The sequence below is a fragment of the Cohnella algarum genome (genome assembly GCF_016937515.1).
GTDB lineage: Bacteria > Bacillota > Bacilli > Paenibacillales > Paenibacillaceae > Cohnella > Cohnella algarum.
Map to the genome: position 1 here is coordinate 3,744,914 of NZ_JAFHKM010000002.1, position 14,716 is coordinate 3,759,629.

At 56.5% G+C, this 14,716-nt stretch carries 17 protein-coding genes and 1 pseudogene; 13 read left to right on the plus strand and 5 right to left on the minus strand.

Annotated features, from left to right (window positions below; all coding sequences use genetic code 11):
- The first annotated feature begins 22 nt into the window (after positions 1-22).
- The 5 genes from JW799_RS16730 to JW799_RS16750 all read left to right on the plus strand — a co-directional run bounded on the left by JW799_RS16730 (position 23) and on the right by JW799_RS16750 (position 5,007).
- Complete coding sequence (locus tag JW799_RS16730) at positions 23-373, plus strand: thioredoxin family protein (protein ID WP_080834075.1); 351 nt, start codon at positions 23-25, stop codon at positions 371-373.
- A 242-nt stretch (positions 374-615) separates the two neighbouring features.
- Complete coding sequence (locus tag JW799_RS16735; RefSeq protein WP_205430766.1) at positions 616-1,560, plus strand: COX15/CtaA family protein; 945 nt, start codon at positions 616-618, stop codon at positions 1,558-1,560.
- Positions 1,561-1,581: 21 nt separating this feature from the next.
- A complete protein-coding gene (locus JW799_RS16740; protein WP_205430767.1) occupies positions 1,582-3,348 on the plus strand; it encodes a UbiD family decarboxylase in 1,767 nt (588 codons plus the stop codon).
- Between the two features lie 132 nt (positions 3,349-3,480).
- On the plus strand, positions 3,481-4,188 hold the full coding sequence (locus JW799_RS16745; RefSeq protein WP_205430768.1) for a Cthe_2314 family HEPN domain-containing protein: 708 nt from the start codon (positions 3,481-3,483) through the stop codon (positions 4,186-4,188).
- A 36-nt stretch (positions 4,189-4,224) separates the two neighbouring features.
- Positions 4,225-5,007: an SDR family oxidoreductase gene (locus JW799_RS16750; protein WP_080834070.1), complete on the plus strand. Its 783-nt coding sequence runs from the start codon at positions 4,225-4,227 to the stop codon at positions 5,005-5,007.
- Between the two features lie 99 nt (positions 5,008-5,106).
- Here JW799_RS16750 and JW799_RS16755 read toward each other — a convergent pair whose 3' ends face one another.
- The gene (locus JW799_RS16755) at positions 5,107-5,358 is read right to left on the minus strand and encodes a NifU family protein (protein WP_080834067.1); all 252 of its coding nucleotides are present in this window, start codon (positions 5,356-5,358) and stop codon (positions 5,107-5,109) included.
- An 89-nt stretch (positions 5,359-5,447) separates the two neighbouring features.
- On the opposite strand from JW799_RS16755, the gene JW799_RS16760 reads away from it, so the two are divergent.
- Positions 5,448-5,714, plus strand: coding sequence for a YuzB family protein (locus JW799_RS16760; protein ID WP_080834066.1), 267 nt, complete (start codon positions 5,448-5,450; stop codon positions 5,712-5,714).
- A 13-nt stretch (positions 5,715-5,727) separates the two neighbouring features.
- On the opposite strand, the pseudogene JW799_RS16765 reads toward JW799_RS16760, so the two are convergent.
- Together JW799_RS16765 and mqnE are read right to left on the minus strand one after the other, a co-directional pair.
- Positions 5,728-6,782, minus strand: a pseudogene (locus tag JW799_RS16765) (NAD(P)/FAD-dependent oxidoreductase).
- Positions 6,783-6,880: 98 nt separating this feature from the next.
- Positions 6,881-7,984 (minus strand): aminofutalosine synthase MqnE, encoded by a 1,104-nt coding sequence (gene mqnE / locus JW799_RS16770; protein ID WP_080834062.1) that lies wholly within the window; start codon positions 7,982-7,984, stop codon positions 6,881-6,883.
- Between the two features lie 329 nt (positions 7,985-8,313).
- On the opposite strand from mqnE, the gene JW799_RS16775 reads away from it, so the two are divergent.
- The 4 genes from JW799_RS16775 to sda all read left to right on the plus strand — a co-directional run bounded on the left by JW799_RS16775 (position 8,314) and on the right by sda (position 10,492).
- Entirely contained in the window at positions 8,314-8,715 is a 402-nt protein-coding gene (locus tag JW799_RS16775) for a hypothetical protein (protein WP_139787141.1), read from the plus strand.
- Positions 8,716-8,887: 172 nt separating this feature from the next.
- Positions 8,888-9,247 carry a HesB/IscA family protein gene (locus JW799_RS16780; RefSeq protein ID WP_080834059.1) on the plus strand — a complete coding sequence of 120 codons (360 nt, stop codon included), beginning with the start codon at positions 8,888-8,890 and terminating at the stop codon, positions 9,245-9,247.
- A gap of 144 nt (positions 9,248-9,391) precedes the next feature.
- Positions 9,392-10,081 (plus strand): YheC/YheD family protein, encoded by a 690-nt coding sequence (locus JW799_RS16785; protein ID WP_080834057.1) that lies wholly within the window; start codon positions 9,392-9,394, stop codon positions 10,079-10,081.
- 267 nt (positions 10,082-10,348) lie between these two features.
- The gene (gene sda, locus JW799_RS16790) at positions 10,349-10,492 is read left to right on the plus strand and encodes a sporulation histidine kinase inhibitor Sda (RefSeq protein ID WP_080834056.1); all 144 of its coding nucleotides are present in this window, start codon (positions 10,349-10,351) and stop codon (positions 10,490-10,492) included.
- Between the two features lie 122 nt (positions 10,493-10,614).
- Here sda and JW799_RS16795 read toward each other — a convergent pair whose 3' ends face one another.
- A complete protein-coding gene (locus JW799_RS16795; RefSeq protein WP_080834054.1) occupies positions 10,615-11,610 on the minus strand; it encodes an NAD(P)/FAD-dependent oxidoreductase in 996 nt (331 codons plus the stop codon).
- A gap of 260 nt (positions 11,611-11,870) precedes the next feature.
- Between JW799_RS16795 and JW799_RS16800 the strand changes: the two genes are divergently transcribed.
- Both JW799_RS16800 and JW799_RS16805 read left to right on the plus strand, forming a co-directional pair.
- Positions 11,871-13,064: an NAD(P)/FAD-dependent oxidoreductase gene (locus tag JW799_RS16800; RefSeq protein WP_205430769.1), complete on the plus strand. Its 1,194-nt coding sequence runs from the start codon at positions 11,871-11,873 to the stop codon at positions 13,062-13,064.
- Positions 13,064-13,339 carry a hypothetical protein gene (locus JW799_RS16805; protein WP_080834051.1) on the plus strand — a complete coding sequence of 92 codons (276 nt, stop codon included), beginning with the start codon at positions 13,064-13,066 and terminating at the stop codon, positions 13,337-13,339. The genes JW799_RS16800 and JW799_RS16805 overlap by 1 nt, the downstream gene beginning before the upstream one ends.
- 101 nt (positions 13,340-13,440) lie before the next feature.
- Here the strand turns inward: JW799_RS16805 and hemQ are convergent, their stop codons facing one another.
- Positions 13,441-14,187, minus strand: coding sequence for a hydrogen peroxide-dependent heme synthase (gene hemQ / locus JW799_RS16810; protein WP_080834050.1), 747 nt, complete (start codon positions 14,185-14,187; stop codon positions 13,441-13,443).
- A gap of 238 nt (positions 14,188-14,425) precedes the next feature.
- Between hemQ and JW799_RS16815 the strand changes: the two genes are divergently transcribed.
- Positions 14,426-14,710 (plus strand): YuiB family protein, encoded by a 285-nt coding sequence (locus JW799_RS16815; protein ID WP_080834048.1) that lies wholly within the window; start codon positions 14,426-14,428, stop codon positions 14,708-14,710.
- The last annotated feature ends 6 nt before the right edge of the window (positions 14,711-14,716 follow it).

Genomic DNA, 14,716 nt, shown 5'->3' on the forward strand with positions numbered 1-14,716 from the left:
TTTCGAAGGAGGTACGGAGGTTATGCGCAAAATCAGGGAAGAGGCCGAGTTTCGCGAGGCGGTCGGCGGCAGCGGGCTGACGGTTGCGGTATTCAAGACGACATGGTGCAAGGACTGCCATTTCATCGATCCCTTCATGCCGGACGTGGAAGCGGCGTACGCCGGCCGCATCGCGTTTATCGAAATCGATCGCGACGATTTGGCCGACCTTTGCTTCGAGCTGAACATTCTCGGAATCCCAAGCTTCATCGCGTTCCGGGAAGGCAAGGAGCTTGTTCGGTTCGTCAGCAAGCTTCGCAAGACGCGGGAAGAGATCGAGCTGTTTCTCGATCGAGCGATTGCCGTTTCGGACAGTCTGTCCGCGTCGGTATAAGGAGCAGGCAACGAAAGCGCCCGAGAGGGCGCTTTTTTGCGCAATATGAGATATAATGGCGAATAATGGCGATTTTGTGACCCGTATAAAGGCGATTTCATGACAACAAAAGCCATTTTTCCAAGGCAGCCGCCGTCCCGCTATAAAATCGTCATACTTTAAACATAGTATTGTGAAACGCGGTTCGGTATAATGAGGTTGGCTATTTTGAGCTAACTTTCACAATGAAACCGGGGATGGCCATGACCGCAAAAAGATTTCGAATATTGTCGCTGCTGTCCTGCATCGGGATGCTGCTGGTGCTGCTGGCCGGCGTCACCGTTACGAATACCGGCTCCGGCGAAGGCTGCGGAACGGATTGGCCGCTGTGCCACGGGAAGTTCATTCCGGCCTATACGCTGGAGTCGATGATCGAGTATTCGCACCGGTTCGTCACCGGCATCGAAGGACTGCTCGTTCTCGCTACGTTTGTTTTTGCGTTTATGATGCGTCCGCGAAGCCGCGAAGCGCTGTGGTACTCCGGCGGAGCGCTGGCGTTCACGGTCGTCCAGGCGATTCTGGGGATGATGGCCGTCATTTGGCCGACGTCCGACGCCGTGATGGCGATTCATTTCGGCATTTCGATGATCGCGTTTTCGTTCACCTGGCTGTTGTACGCGTGGGCGAAACGATACGAGAAAGCGCAAGCGGAAGGAGAGCCGAATCCGGCGGCCGTTCATCTCGGAACAGGCGCCGCCCGCGTTCCCGCCGCGCTCTATAAATGGGCTCTGGCCGTCATGGCGTACTGCTACGTCGTCGTCTATATCGGGGCGTACGTAAGGCATACGAGCACCGCCGGGGGATGCATCGGCTGGCCGCTCTGCAACGGCGAAATCGTGCCGGAACTGACCGGGGCGACGATTCCGGCCTTTATCCACCGCGTGGCCGCCGTCCTTTTGTTTTTCGCGATCGTCGCCATGTTCCTGTACGTCCGGAAAGCTTCGGGAAGCCGCGAACTGAACGGGATCGCCGCCTCGGCGCTCGGACTGGTCGTCGCGCAAATTTTAAGCGGCTGGCTGCTTACCGTCACGCTGCATAACGAAGACGTGTACGTGTTTACCGCTCTGCTCCATACGATCATCATTTGCATTCTGTTCAACGCTTTATGCTTGCTGGCGGTCCGGGCTTATCAACTGTCCCGCCGCTAACGCCGCTTGGAGGGTGAATTCATGAGTTTTTCGTCGCTTAGGCCGTTCTTGGACGTGCTGCGCAAGGAGAAAGATTTGGCGATCGTCGAGGCGCCTGTCGATCCTTACCTCGAAATCGCGGAAATCCATCGTCGGGTCATCCAGGAGGAGGGCCCGGCTTTGCTGTTCACGAACGTAAAAGGAAGCTCCTTCCCCGTCGTGACGAATATGTTCGGGACAAGCCGCAGGGTAGACCTCGCGTTCGGTCCCCGGCCGGAGCAATTGATGAACCGGCTCGTCGGCGCGCTGGACAAGCTGCTGCCGCCGACCCCGGCCGCGCTGTGGCAGGAGAAGGACATGCTGTTTGACCTGATGAAGATCGGCCTGCGCAAAACGAGCCGCGACGCCGCTCCGGTGCTGGGCGTCTCCCGAACCGAGCAGCCGCTCAAGGGGCTGCCCGCGCTGACGAGCTGGCAGGAGGACGGCGGGCCTTTCATTACGCTGCCGCTCGTGTACACCGAGCAGCCGGGACATCCGAAGAAGCACAATCTCGGCATGTACCGGATGCAAATTTTCGACGAAAAAACGACCGGCATGCACATTCAAATTCACCGCGGGGGCGGCTTCCATTACAGCGAGGCCGAGAAGCGCAACGAGCCGCTGCCGGTGACGGTGTTTCTCGGCGGGCCGCCGGCCCTTATCGCCTCCGCGATCGCGCCGGCCCCCGAAAACCTGCCCGAGCTGCTGCTGACGTCGCTCATCATGGGCAGCAAGCTGCCGATGGCCGAAGATCCGCTGGGCGGGCACCGGATTCCGGCGGAAGCGGAATTCGTCATTTCCGGCCGCCTGCTCCCGTTCGAGCGCCGTCCGGAAGGCCCGTTCGGGGACCATTACGGCTATTACTCGCTGCAGCACGATTTTCCGGTTTTGCACGTCGATCACGTCTGGCACCGCAAGGATGCGATTTACCCGGCGACGATCGTCGGCAAGCCGCGCCAGGAAGACTATTATTTGGGCGAATTTTTGCAGCGGCTGCTTTCTCCCGCGTTTCCGATGGTCATGCCGGGCGTCCGCAGCCTGTGGACATACGCGGATACGGGCTTCCATGCCCTGTCTTCGGCCGTCGTCAGGGAAAGCTATTCGCGCGAAGCGATGGGAACGGCGTTCAGCATTCTCGGCCAAGGGCAGCTGTCGCTTACGAAAGTGCTGATGCTGACCGACCGGGATGTCGACCTGGAGAATTTCCGTCTGCTGCTGTCCACCGTGCTGGAACGGTTCGATCCGCAGAAGGATTTGTATATTTTCGACAACACTTCGCACGATACGCTCGATTACACCGGCCCGCGGCTCAATCACGGCAGCAAGGCGGTAATGCTGGGCATCGGGGAGCCGATCCGGAAGCTTCCTTCCGAATATACGGGCGGTCTCATTCCGGGAATCGACCGGCTGAAGCCGTTCTGCCCGGGCTGCCTCGTCGTCCAGGGAGCAAGCTACGCGGGCGATCCGCAGCTGGCCGAGCGGTTGTCCGTTCAGCTTGCGGAGTCCGGCTGCGAATGGCCGCTCGTCGTGCTGGCGGACGATGCCGACATGGCGGAAGGCGAGTCCTCGTTCCTGTGGACCACGTTTACGCGCTTTAATCCGGCGCAGGATATTTACGCCGTGAGCGAGCAGGGCCGCCATCATATCCGGTACGGGCTGCCGCTCGTGATCGATGCCCGCATGAAGCCCGGCTATCCGGACGAGCTGTTTCCGAGAGAAGATATCGTGCAGCTCGTGGACAAGCGGTGGAAGGAATATTTTCCGGCCTGATCCATATCGGCGCCTCGCCGGCCCTCAGGGTTGAGCGCGGCGCTTTTTTTGCTTAAAATAAATAGAACGGCCAAATCGACTGGCGCTTAAGCGCCTACATCGGCAAGGGCGGAAAACGCTGGAGGAACTTTCATGCTGAGATCGATATTCGGGGAACCGCCCCGCAAGTGGGAGGGCGCCCCCGCGGAAGCCGTTCGGGAAATCGAGAGCTATATCCGCCGTCTGCGCGACAAAGCAAACGGCATTCACGAGGACAACGCCAGGTTCCGCAAATATGCGATCTGGTCGGAAGGCCTACTGCGCTCGCTGGATGAATTGGAGCAAAGCCGTTACGCCGCTTTCCGCTTCGGAAGCCGGGTAACCGCCACGATCGTGAAAGAGCTGGGGGACGCGGAACGGCTGGATTACGACCGGTACGTCTATTTCGATAAAAACGCCTACATTCGCATTTTCGCCTTGCTTGACAAGCTCGGCACGCTGCTGAACGACGCCCTGTCTCTCGAAACGGAAAAAGTCAAACCGCATTTTTCCTATTTCACGGTGCTTCGCCGAATGAGGCAGGACGGGCGCCATCGGGAGCTGGGGGAAAAACTCGGGCATTGGAAGGAAGCGTACAAGCCTCCGCTCGACCGGCTTCGCAAGAGGCGCAATACGGAAGTTCATCATATGAATGCCGAATTGCAGGACGATTTGCTGCAAAGCTTGGAGCCGGAACGCGATCTTTCCCGGCTTCGTCTGGAGGATCTGTCGGCGCAATTGAACGATTTGGAGGACGGCTGGGACATGGTCGTGAAAACGTTGGCCATCTCCTTTGCGTACTTGCGATCAAACGCGGAATAAAGGGTAAACCGCGCTGCGGGGAAGGGGCGGGAACGGTTGTCGAAGCTGTTGGGAAGGACGGCGCTTGTCACCGGAAGCGCAAAAGGCTTGGGCAGGCGCACGGCGCTTGAGCTGGCGGCGCTCGGCTGCGACGTCGTCGTCAATTACGTATCGAGCCGAACGGAGGCGGAGGGCGTATGCGCGGATATCGCCGCGCTCGGGCGCCAAGCGATCGCGGTGCAGGCCGACATCGCAAAACCCGATGATGCCGAGCGGCTGGTAGGGGAAGCCGAAAGCCGGTTCGGCCGGGTCGATATTTTGGTCAACAACGCCGGTCCGTTTATTCGGGAGCGCAAGCTGTTCGCCGACTATACGGCCGAGCAGATTCATTATTTGATGAACGGAAACCTCGTCGGCACGATGCTGCTCGATCATCGCGTGCTGCCCGGCATGCGCCGGCGGCAGTGGGGACGCATCGTGCATTTCGGATTCGGGCATGCTTCAGAGGCGCGGTCATGGCCGCACCGGGCGGTCTATGCGGCAGCCAAAGTCGGGCTCGTTTCGTTCACGAAAACGCTCGCCGCCGAGGAAGCCGGCAACGGCATTACGGTCAATATGATTTGTCCCGGGGATATTCGCGGCGCGAATAAGGAAAAGGGCATCGCGGACGTCGAGGGCGTGAAGGACGAGGAATCTCCGCGCGGGCGTCCGGGCACGGGCGAGGACGTGGCCCGCGTGATCGGTTTTTTGTGCTTGCCCGAATCGGACTTCATTACCGGGAACACGGTCGACGTCTCGGGAGGACTCGATCCGATCGTAAACAACATCAAGCTATTGTAAGCGGCCGCCGAAAAGGCAAAAGGCCCCGCCGCCGGCAATCGGCGAAGCGGGGCCCGCTTTCCGTCCGAAACGAATCGAACGGGAATGGGAATCAAAAAATTAGAACACTTGCACGACTTCCTCGATGCCTTCGACTTCTTCGAGAAGCGCGCGCTCGATGCCGGCTTTCAGCGTAATCGTGGAGCTCGGGCAGCTGCCGCAAGCGCCCATCAGGCGCAGCTTCACGATGCCGTCTTCCACGTCGACAAGTTCAACGTCGCCGCCGTCGCGTTGCAGGAACGGACGCAGCTTGTCGAGCACTTCGAGCACTTCGTCGTACATCGAGTCTGCGGTTTGCGTGTTTTCGCTCATCATTATCGACTCCTTTCTTAGGTTTATTATAGTACAAAACGCAAGGAAATAAAACGGATGTCCGCAAAACAAAGAGGGAGGTGGTTTCCGTGCATATCGTCGAATTTTGCGTAACCAACATGCATCACGGAACCGATCGCGTGCTGCGGAAACTGGAGCAGCTTCCCGATGTCGAAACGGTCGAGTACGGATGTCTCGGCAACTGCGGGGAATGTTATTTGTCCCCGTATGCGCTCGTGAACGGGACGGCCGTGTTCGCGGAAACCGCGGACGAGCTATACGATCGAATTTTAGCCGAGATGGGCGAGCAGGATGCCGAACGTTCGGCTCTCGACAAGCTGCTCGACGATCTGTAAAAATACGGGATTTTTAACCGAAATGGCGGCGGCTTTTCCAGAGGACGCCGCTTTTGAGCAAACGGGGAACCCGTCCCAGAATCGGCGTCGAGCCCATTAGGCCGAAGCCGGATTTTTTGCCGAGCGAGCCGAGCGTTCCTTTCAGTTGAATCCGGGGAGGCGAATGTCTTTGTTCGCCCAGCGGGCCGCGATGACCTGGGCAACCTGATGGCCCTGCGCCTGGGCCAGCTGTCCGCTGGGCGAAAACGGCTGGCTGGAACAGTCGCCGATGACGAACACGTCTCTTGCATCGGGGAGCTCATGCCATTCGTTAACGATCAGCCGGCCTTGCTTGTCCTTCGGGAAGGTCAATTTTTGCACGAGTTCGACCGGCTGGATGCCGGCCGTCCAAACCGTGACGTCGGACAAGATTTCCTCGTCGCCGTTATGAATGACGCCTTCCTCCAAACGGGTAATATGAACTTGGGAGCGAAGCTCGACATCGTGCTCCTTGAACCAGGAAGCGACGAATTTTTGCAATTTCCCGGGAAATGCGGACATCAGGCTGCTGCGGTCCAAAATGCGGATGTTCAGGTCGGGACGGCTTTCGCGTAATTCCGAAGCGACTTCGACGCCGGACAGTCCCCCTCCGACGATATGAATTTGGCCGTAAGGCTTCGTATCGTTAAGCATTTGATAAGTCCGGCGGGTCGCCGACAGCGATTGGACGCCGGTGGAATACTGAGGCGCGCCCTCGATTCCGTGAAAATTGTCCGTGCACCCGAGCGCGATGACAAGCGAATCGTAAGGAATCGGGTCCCGGCCCGCCAATTGAACGGTTCGGGTTTCGAAAGAAATCGATTCGACCTCGCCGTAGACGATGTCCAATTGCGGATGGGACGGAAACGAAACGCGGATATCCAGCTCGGACGACGTGCCGGCAGCCAAAGCGTAAAATTCGGTTTTGAGCGCGCCGAACGGATTCCGATCGATCAGGACGATGCGAACGTCCGCCGCGATATGCTGCAATAATTCCTGTACGACGGTCAGCCCGCCGTAGCCGCCGCCGAGAACGACAACGTTGCTCATGGTGGAAATCTCCTTTGATGTCTTCTTTTCTTAGTATGGCCCGAGGAAGGAAACGCACGGCAAAAAAAGCGGCTACGCCTGCCGCTTCGAGCGTCGGGTTATTCGTACACCTTTAATTCGTTATACAGCGTATCGCGTTCGACCGGGATCCGGCCGGCGCCTTTGATCAGCCATACGAGATCTTCCCGGGTAATGCCGGCCGGCGTCAGCGCGCCTGCCGCGTGGCTGATTTTTTCTTTGACGATCGTGCCGTGCGCGTCCGATGCGCCCATCGTAAGCGCCACCTGCGTCAATTGAGTCCCGATATTGATGAAATAGGCCTTTACGTGCTGGAAATTATCCAGCATCAGCCGTCCGATGGCGATCGCCTTCAAATCGTCGAACGCGGAATTGCGGCGGCGGATGCCGGCCTTCGGACTGGAAGGCTGCATGGACAGCGGAATGAACACCTGGAATCCGTTCGTCTCGTCCTGCAGCGCCCGCAGCTGCAGCATGTGTTCGACCCGCTCTTTGACGGATTCGACGGGGCCGTACAGCATCGTGGTCGGCGTTTTCATCCCGAGCCGATGCGCGATCCGGTGCACTTCCAAATATTGCTCGATGCCGGCTTTTTCTACCCGCATTTTTTGCCGGTATTGATCGGACAAAATTTCCGCGCCGCCGCCGGTAAGCGATTGAAGGCCGACCGCCATAAGCCGCTCCAACACCTCGCGGTAACTCAAGCCGGAAAGCCGCGAATAAAAATCGATTTCGGCGGCCGTATACGCTTTGATCGTGACGTGCGGGTACCGCTCCTTCAAGGCGCGAATCGATTCGACGTAATATTCGAACGGCACGTGGTTGTTGTGGCCGCCGACAATATGAAACTCCCGCGCGGTCGGCGTAATGTGCTGGTCGACGTACTCGAACATTTCCTGCGGGGTTAGCGTATAGGAGCCTTCTTCGCCGAGATCCTTGCGGAAGCTGCAGAACGCGCAGTGCGATTCGCAAACGTTGGTAAAGTAAAGGCTCATCGTTTCGGTAAAATAGACTTTTTTGCCGTTTTTGCGCAAATTGACTTCGTTCGCCAGCTGTCCGATCGTGAGCAAGTCCTCGGATTCGTATAAGAAAATGCCGTCCTCCAGGCCAAGTCTTTCGCCGTTGCGGACTTTGTCCGCGATTTCGGCCATTTTGCGATCCGGATTCGTTAAAATAAGGGACATTGAACGGCCTCCTTTTATCCAATTTCATGGCTGCAAAGGCGGTGCAGCGCAAAATGTTTGTGAAAAAAATAACTTTTTAGCCGATTATAACGAATGCCACGGCAACCGAAATGTCAGTTTACATTATAAACCTCCGATCTCCGCCCGGCAACAAAAATAAATGAGGTATAATTAATGTCAAATAGGGGAATCAACTTGAATATAAAGTAAAATATGGTTATGTTAAATGTAGCGAAAAATAACGTAGAAGGATGGTGTTCGCGTTGAAGCCCGACATTTTGCCCCTCGCGGAATTGGAGAAAATGGAAAAAAGTGAAAAGGTTGCAACCTTGCAAAAATACAGAGCCGCATATACGATCAAGGATTTGAGCCAGGCTTGGGGGCTGAACAACCCGATTCAATATTACATGTGGCTGAAAAAGCAGCATATATACGAGCAAATCGTACGCCGCGCGGACAAGTTCGAGCCCTCCAAGGAGTGGAAACGCATTCGCGAATCGGAAAGCCGGGACGAAGAGCGGATTCAGGTGAAAGGGCTGCCCGCCGACCAGTTCCGCTACGGGCTGGATACCGATTCGACGGGGCCGGAGCTTGCCCACGTGTTCCGACGTTTATCCGAATTTTTGATCAACGAAAACGGCCATTTCCGCTGCCGCATCGAACTTAAGGCCTTGCACCAGCAGCAAGCGGCTTCGCCCGCGGATTGGAAAGAGGAAGAGCCCGGCGCATGACGCGCCGGGTTTTTTAGCAAATGGGAAAGGTTAAGTCTTTCACCCTGTAAATCCCGCTAACCGGGTGCCCCCTTGAGGCTTTGTACCCCGAGGAGTATAATGGGAAGCAGCGGGAAAGCTGAATACGGGCTTTCTTTTACGGTTTGTCACTACATGCAAGGAGGGATCGTCCATGATTCAAATCAGCGAAACGGCCAGCCAAAAAATCCAGGAAATGCTCGCGGCGGAGGAATCTCCGAACTTGTTCCTGCGCGTCGGTGTGCAGGAAGGCGGCTGCAGCGGTTTTTCATACGGAATGGGATTCGACGACGAGCAGCACGAAGACGATCAGGTCCTCGATGTTCGCGGATTGAAGGTTGTCGTGGATGCCGACAGCGCGAAATACTTGAACGGTCTCGAGATCGACTTCAAGGAAAGCGGGCTTTCCGGAGGCTTTACCATTTTCAATCCCAATGCGACCGCGACGTGCGGCTGCGGCTCGTCGTTCCGTACGGCGACCGACGCCGGCAAACCGAACGCGGAACCGTGCTGACAGGTACGGGGCAGTGCCGCCAGGGCTCGAACGTCGAGCCCTGGCGGTTTTTTTTCGGGCGATTTTCGGGCGTCATTCATCCAAGAACCTGTCCTTTTGCCCCCGTAAGATAATAGCGTAGCAACAGGAAAGGAGACGCAGAGGATGGAAACTGCGAAATTCGCAACGATCTCGTCGGGACGGCAATTGGCCAGCAAGTGGCTGAAGACGAACGCGCTGCGGACCGATCCTTATGTGGCCCGCCACATTCCGCCTTCCAAATTGTTCAACGCTTCCGCTCTTCGCGAGATGCTTTCGAAGTACGGAATGGTCGTCATCAAGCCCGTTCGCGGCGGCGGAGGCATCGGGGTCATGAAAGTGTCCCGAGTCGGAGGGACCTATCAATGCACGTATATGGCCAGGACGCAATCGTTCCAAACGTTTCAAGGCCTGCTGTCCCACTTGAACCACAAGCGCGGGCGGCGCTCCTACTTGATTCAAAAAGGCATTCATCTGGCCCGCATCGCCGGAAGGCCGATCGATTACCGGGTCAAATACATCAAGGAAAACGGAAGCTGGACGATCCGGTCCATGGTCGGACGCATGGCGCGCAAAGGATTGTTCGTGACCAATCTTTGTCGAGGCGGCAGCCAGATGACGGCGGCCCAAGGCATTTCGCGATCGTTGTCGCCGCGCCTCGTCCGCGCGAAAAAAGGGGAAATGAGACAGCTGACGAGAACCGCGACAAGCCTGCTGGAAAGCCGCTTTCCGGGGGTCGGGTCGCTGGGCTACGATTACGGAATCGACCGGAACGGCCATATTTGGATATTGGAAGTCAATACTCGACCGCAATAAACGAGGGAAAATGACATTATTTTCAATACATTCGTTTAATCACCGCAAATTACGCAATCAAAGTTTTTTATGCAAACGTTCGAAAATGGGCTGTGAATAACTTCATCCACAATGTTCACAGTGTAGAATCGGGCTTTACCGACGCTTTTCAACATTATATCCACAAGTTGTCCACTTAGGAATGTGGACAGCGCGAACCCTTGTCCACCTTTTCCGCCGCATGCTATGATGCCCTCACAACCAATTGAGGAGGAAAGGGTGTGGATCATGTTGCCGCTTCTATCGGATGAATTGCTGTTGGAAGCCTATCGCCATGCGCTTCGTCTTCAGCTTGAGCACGAGTTCGTGTCGTTGCTGCAAGCGGAGATCCACCGGCGAGAATTGGCTTTGCCCGAAGAGCAGACGGTTTAGTTCCAAGACCGTACGGCAACAACATCGCATGCGGAAACATAAAAATTAGGGCATCCTTCATGACCGCGTCATCGCAAATCGCAGTGAACCGCCACGGGGATGCCCTAAAATCGTTGCAAACGTTACAGTTTCATGTTGCTGCTGTGCCCGGGAGAAAGCTTGGCGCCCGGATCGATATAAACCTTGGCATTGTTGATCGCGGTCGGCGCTTCGCCGAACCCTACGGCAATGAGCTTCAGCTTGCCGTTGTAGGTCGTAATGTCGCCGGCCGCGAAAATGCCGGGAACGCTCGTTTCCATCCGGGAGTCGACCACGATGGAACCGTCGCGTATGTCCAGTCCCCATTCGGAAATGGGGCCGAGGGAGCTGACGAAGCCGAAGTTGACGATCACCGCGTCGACGTCGGCTTCCTGCGTTTCCCCCGTCTTCGTATGGGTCAGCGTCACCTTGCGGATTTCGTCCTCGCCGTGAAGCGCCGTAATTTCGGTCGGCACGACGATGTTGACGTTCGACTGCTTCAGCAGTTCCACGCTGTGCTCATGCGCCCGGAACTTGTCCCGCCGATGGACGAGCGTCACCTGCTCCGCGATCGGCTCCAGCATGAGCGACCAGTCGACCGCCGAGTCGCCCCCTCCGCTGATTAGCACCTTCTTGCCGCGAAACCGCTCCAAATCGCTTATAAAATAATGAAGATTGGCCTTTTCGAATTTGGCCGCCTCGGGCAGTTCCAGCCTTCTCGGCTCAAACGCGCCGACGCCCGCCGTCACGATCACCGCGCGGGCACGGTGGACGCCTTTGTCCGTGACGATTTCGAACAGCCGCTCTTCCAGCTTGCTCACGCTCAGCACCTTTTCCTCCAGACGAACGTCCGGCTCGAACAGGCTCATTTGCCGTTTGAGGTTGTCCACCAGCTCTTGAGCCGTCACCTTCGGAAATCCCGCGACATCGTAAATATACTTTTCCGGATACAGCGCGGCCAACTGCCCGCCCAGCTGCGGCATGCTTTCGATCAACGTTACCGACATTTGCCTCATTCCGCCGTAAAAAGCCGCGAACATCCCGGCGGGGCCTCCGCCGATAATCGCTACGTCCCTGACTTCTCCAAGAGCTTGATCCATAGGTGACACCTCCGTTTAATATGAAAATTATAACCTTGAACGATGGCAAAAGAAACCGGCCCGCGCATAGGGAACGTAAGTTTGATGAAAACTATGCAATCGGCACTAAAAAAATCCCTCTTATTTTTGTGGAGATGTCCAAACAATTTCGTACATATGAAACTTGAAAATAGCAGTGAAAGCCTATATGATTCAGTTGTACGGTGAGGAAATGGGCATAATAGGAGAGAAACAAACACAGGATTGGATGGGATTTAACCATGAGCAGCATACCGAAAATCGTCATTCTGGGGGCGGGATACGGCGGCATTCTAACGTCTTTGCGACTCCAGAAGGAATTAAATTACAATGAAGCGGATGTTACGTTAGTAAATAAACACGATTATCATTATATTACGACTCATCTGCATATGCCGGCGGCCGGGACGGACCATCCCGACAACGCCCGCGTCAATATTTCGAAATTGATCGACGAATTCAAGATCGACTTCGTCAAATCGACCGTCGTGCAAATCCGTCCGCAAGACCGCAAGGTCATCCTCGAAGACGGCACGCTTTCTTACGATTACTTGGTTATCGCCCTCGGAGGAGAACCTGAAACGTTTGGCATTCCGGGCTTGGCCGAACACGCGTTTACGATCCGCAGCATCAATTCGGTCCGGCTGATCCGCGAGCATATCGAATATCAGTTCGCCCGCTATAAGCGGGAGCCGCACCGAACCGATTATTTGACGTTTATCGTCGGCGGAGCCGGATTTACGGGCATCGAATTTATCGGCGAACTGGCCGATCGCGTTCCCGATCTGTGCAAGCAGTTCGACGTGGACCGCAGCCTCGTGAAAATTTACAACATCGAAGCGGCGCCGACGGCGCTTCCGGGATTCGATCCGGAGCTCGTCGAATACGGCATGCAGGTGCTGCAGAAGAAGGGCGTCATTTTCAAAATCGGCACCGCCATCAGGGAATGCACGCCGGAGGGCGTCGTCGTCGGCGAAGGGGAGGAAATCAAATCCCAAACCGTCATCTGGACGGGGGGCGTGCGCGGCAATCGCCTGATCGAGGAAGCCGGCTTCGAGACGACGCGCGGACGCGTGAAAGTGGACGAATATTTGCGTTCCCCGGGGCATGAGAACATTTATGTGCTGGGCGACAATTCGCTGATGTTCAACGAGGAAGGGCGCCCGTACCCGCCGACGGCGCAAATCGCGATGCAGCAAGGCGTCAATTGCGCGCACAATCTGGTCGCCCAAATCCGCAACCAGACGCCGAAGCCGTTCGTGTTCAGCAACAAGGGAACGGTCGCCTCTCTAGGCAAAGGCGAAGCGATCGGCATCGCGTTCGGCAAGAAGTACAAAGGCCGAGTCGCCTCCTGGCTGAAGAAGGCGATCGATCTGCGCTACCTGTTCATCATCGGCGGCATTCCGCTCGTGCTGCGCAAAGGCAAATTCCTGTAATGAGACATTGCAGCGTGCAGGTTCGGGGATTGCTGACCCGCGACGAATTGAACCGCTACAACGCGCTGATGGAAGTGGGCGGGTTTTTGGAGGCGCAATCCCGGTACGACTTGTCGGCCATCGTGCAGGCGGAAATCGACCTGCTCATTCAGCCCGGCATCGAGCGGCTCAAGGAGAAGGGCCGCGAGCGCGACCGCAAAACGCAGGAATTTCTGGAGGAACAGCGGCGGGCCGAATGGGAAGCGCAGATGAAGGCGCTGGACGATGACGAATAAGAGGCATCGGATACAAGAAGACGAATAAACGAAAAGGCCGTACCCTTTCCGGAAGGGTGCGGCCTTTTAAGCTGCGGATAATGCCGGTTTGCCGACGAGGATCAGGCTTTCAGCAGATCCGCGAGCGATTCCCGGTCGAGCCGGTTGCCGACGTAAAACGCGCCGAACTCGCCGTAACGGGCGCTGACTTCGTCGAAGCGCATTTCGTAGACGAGCTTTTTGAATTGGAGGGCATCGTCCGCGAACAGCGTGACGCCCCATTCCCAATCGTCGAAGCCGACCGAGCCGCTGATGATCTGCTTGACCTTGCCCGCATAGCTGCGGCCGATCATCCCGTGGCTGCGCATCATCGCCTTGCGGTCTTCCATCGGCAGCATGTACCAGTTGTCGTCCAGCAGGCGGCGTTTGTTCATCGGGTAAAAGCAAATATGGTTCGTCTTCGGCAGCGTCGGCTTCAGCCGCGCGGCGATTTCCGGCACCTGCATCGGATCGACGCCGGGCTGGCCCATGTAGTTGCTGAGCTCGACCACGCTCACGTAGGAATAGGAGGGCTTGAGAAAACGGCCGGCCGAGGAGCGGTTGAGGGCGTTCTCGACCGCGTTCAGTTCTTCGAGCGTCTCCCGCAAATGCATAAAGACGATATCCGCTTTTTGTCCTACGATCGCGTATAAAGCCAGGCTTCCTTCTTTCCGCTGTTCGACCGCTTCCCATTGCTCCACCATGCCGGCAAGCTCGTTCTTCGCTTGCTCCCGCTCCGCGGACGAAGCGGCGTTCCAGGCCGTCCAGTCGATCGTTCTAAAATCGTGCAATACGTACCAGCCTTCCAGCGTTTGGGCTGCTTCGCTCATGAAACCATTCTCCCCTGTCGTGATTAGCTTGTCTGCTTCCTTCTATTTATTAATTGTAGCGGAACGAGGGAGGCGGGGCAAACGAAAGGTAAAGCAAATCGTTGACAAAGCGATGACAATGAAGTGAACGCGGGCCTGACGGGAAGATGAGCGTCCGAATAAAAGCGGTTTCGATTGACTGTCCCGAGACCGATCTTGTAAACTGAGTAGTGATACCATCTCGGGGGGATTTTTCGTCATGCGGGAGATTTTGCAGGAAATCGTCGGGACCGTGCTGTTTTTCGTGCTGTTTTTCGGGATCGGCTTTATTTTGAATATGCTGATTAAAACGACGTGGCTGCCGACCTGGCTGTATGTCATTATCGTGCTCCCGCTCGGCGTCTGGTATTTTTGGAAGCCCGACTTGAGCCTGCTGGCGTTTCTCGGCGTCTTCCTCTGGCCGTTCCTCGCCGGCATCGGAGGCGCGCTGACGAGCGGTTGGGCGATTCGCTCGCTCCGCAAAAACGGCTACAAGATGTTTTAGGCAGAA

Bases quoted from the DNA above. Each gene is read 5' to 3' on its own strand.
- JW799_RS16755 (WP_080834067.1), bottom strand. From the start codon at position 5,358: ATGAGCGAAAACACGCAAACCGCAGACTCGATGTACGACGAAGTGCTC.
- sda (WP_080834056.1), top strand. From the start codon at position 10,349: ATGTTGCCGCTTCTATCGGATGAATTGCTGTTGGAAGCCTATCGCCAT.
- mqnE (WP_080834062.1), bottom strand. From the start codon at position 7,984: ATGTCCCTTATTTTAACGAATCCGGATCGCAAAATGGCCGAAATCGCG.
- JW799_RS16730 (WP_080834075.1), top strand. From the start codon at position 23: ATGCGCAAAATCAGGGAAGAGGCCGAGTTTCGCGAGGCGGTCGGCGGC.
- JW799_RS16745 (WP_205430768.1), top strand. From the start codon at position 3,481: ATGCTGAGATCGATATTCGGGGAACCGCCCCGCAAGTGGGAGGGCGCC.
- JW799_RS16795 (WP_080834054.1), bottom strand. From the start codon at position 11,610: ATGGATCAAGCTCTTGGAGAAGTCAGGGACGTAGCGATTATCGGCGGA.
- JW799_RS16785 (WP_080834057.1), top strand. From the start codon at position 9,392: ATGGAAACTGCGAAATTCGCAACGATCTCGTCGGGACGGCAATTGGCC.
- JW799_RS16800 (WP_205430769.1), top strand. From the start codon at position 11,871: ATGAGCAGCATACCGAAAATCGTCATTCTGGGGGCGGGATACGGCGGC.
- JW799_RS16735 (WP_205430766.1), top strand. From the start codon at position 616: ATGACCGCAAAAAGATTTCGAATATTGTCGCTGCTGTCCTGCATCGGG.
- hemQ (WP_080834050.1), bottom strand. From the start codon at position 14,187: ATGAGCGAAGCAGCCCAAACGCTGGAAGGCTGGTACGTATTGCACGAT.
- JW799_RS16805 (WP_080834051.1), top strand. From the start codon at position 13,064: ATGAGACATTGCAGCGTGCAGGTTCGGGGATTGCTGACCCGCGACGAA.
- JW799_RS16740 (WP_205430767.1), top strand. From the start codon at position 1,582: ATGAGTTTTTCGTCGCTTAGGCCGTTCTTGGACGTGCTGCGCAAGGAG.
- JW799_RS16780 (WP_080834059.1), top strand. From the start codon at position 8,888: ATGATTCAAATCAGCGAAACGGCCAGCCAAAAAATCCAGGAAATGCTC.
- JW799_RS16815 (WP_080834048.1), top strand. From the start codon at position 14,426: ATGCGGGAGATTTTGCAGGAAATCGTCGGGACCGTGCTGTTTTTCGTG.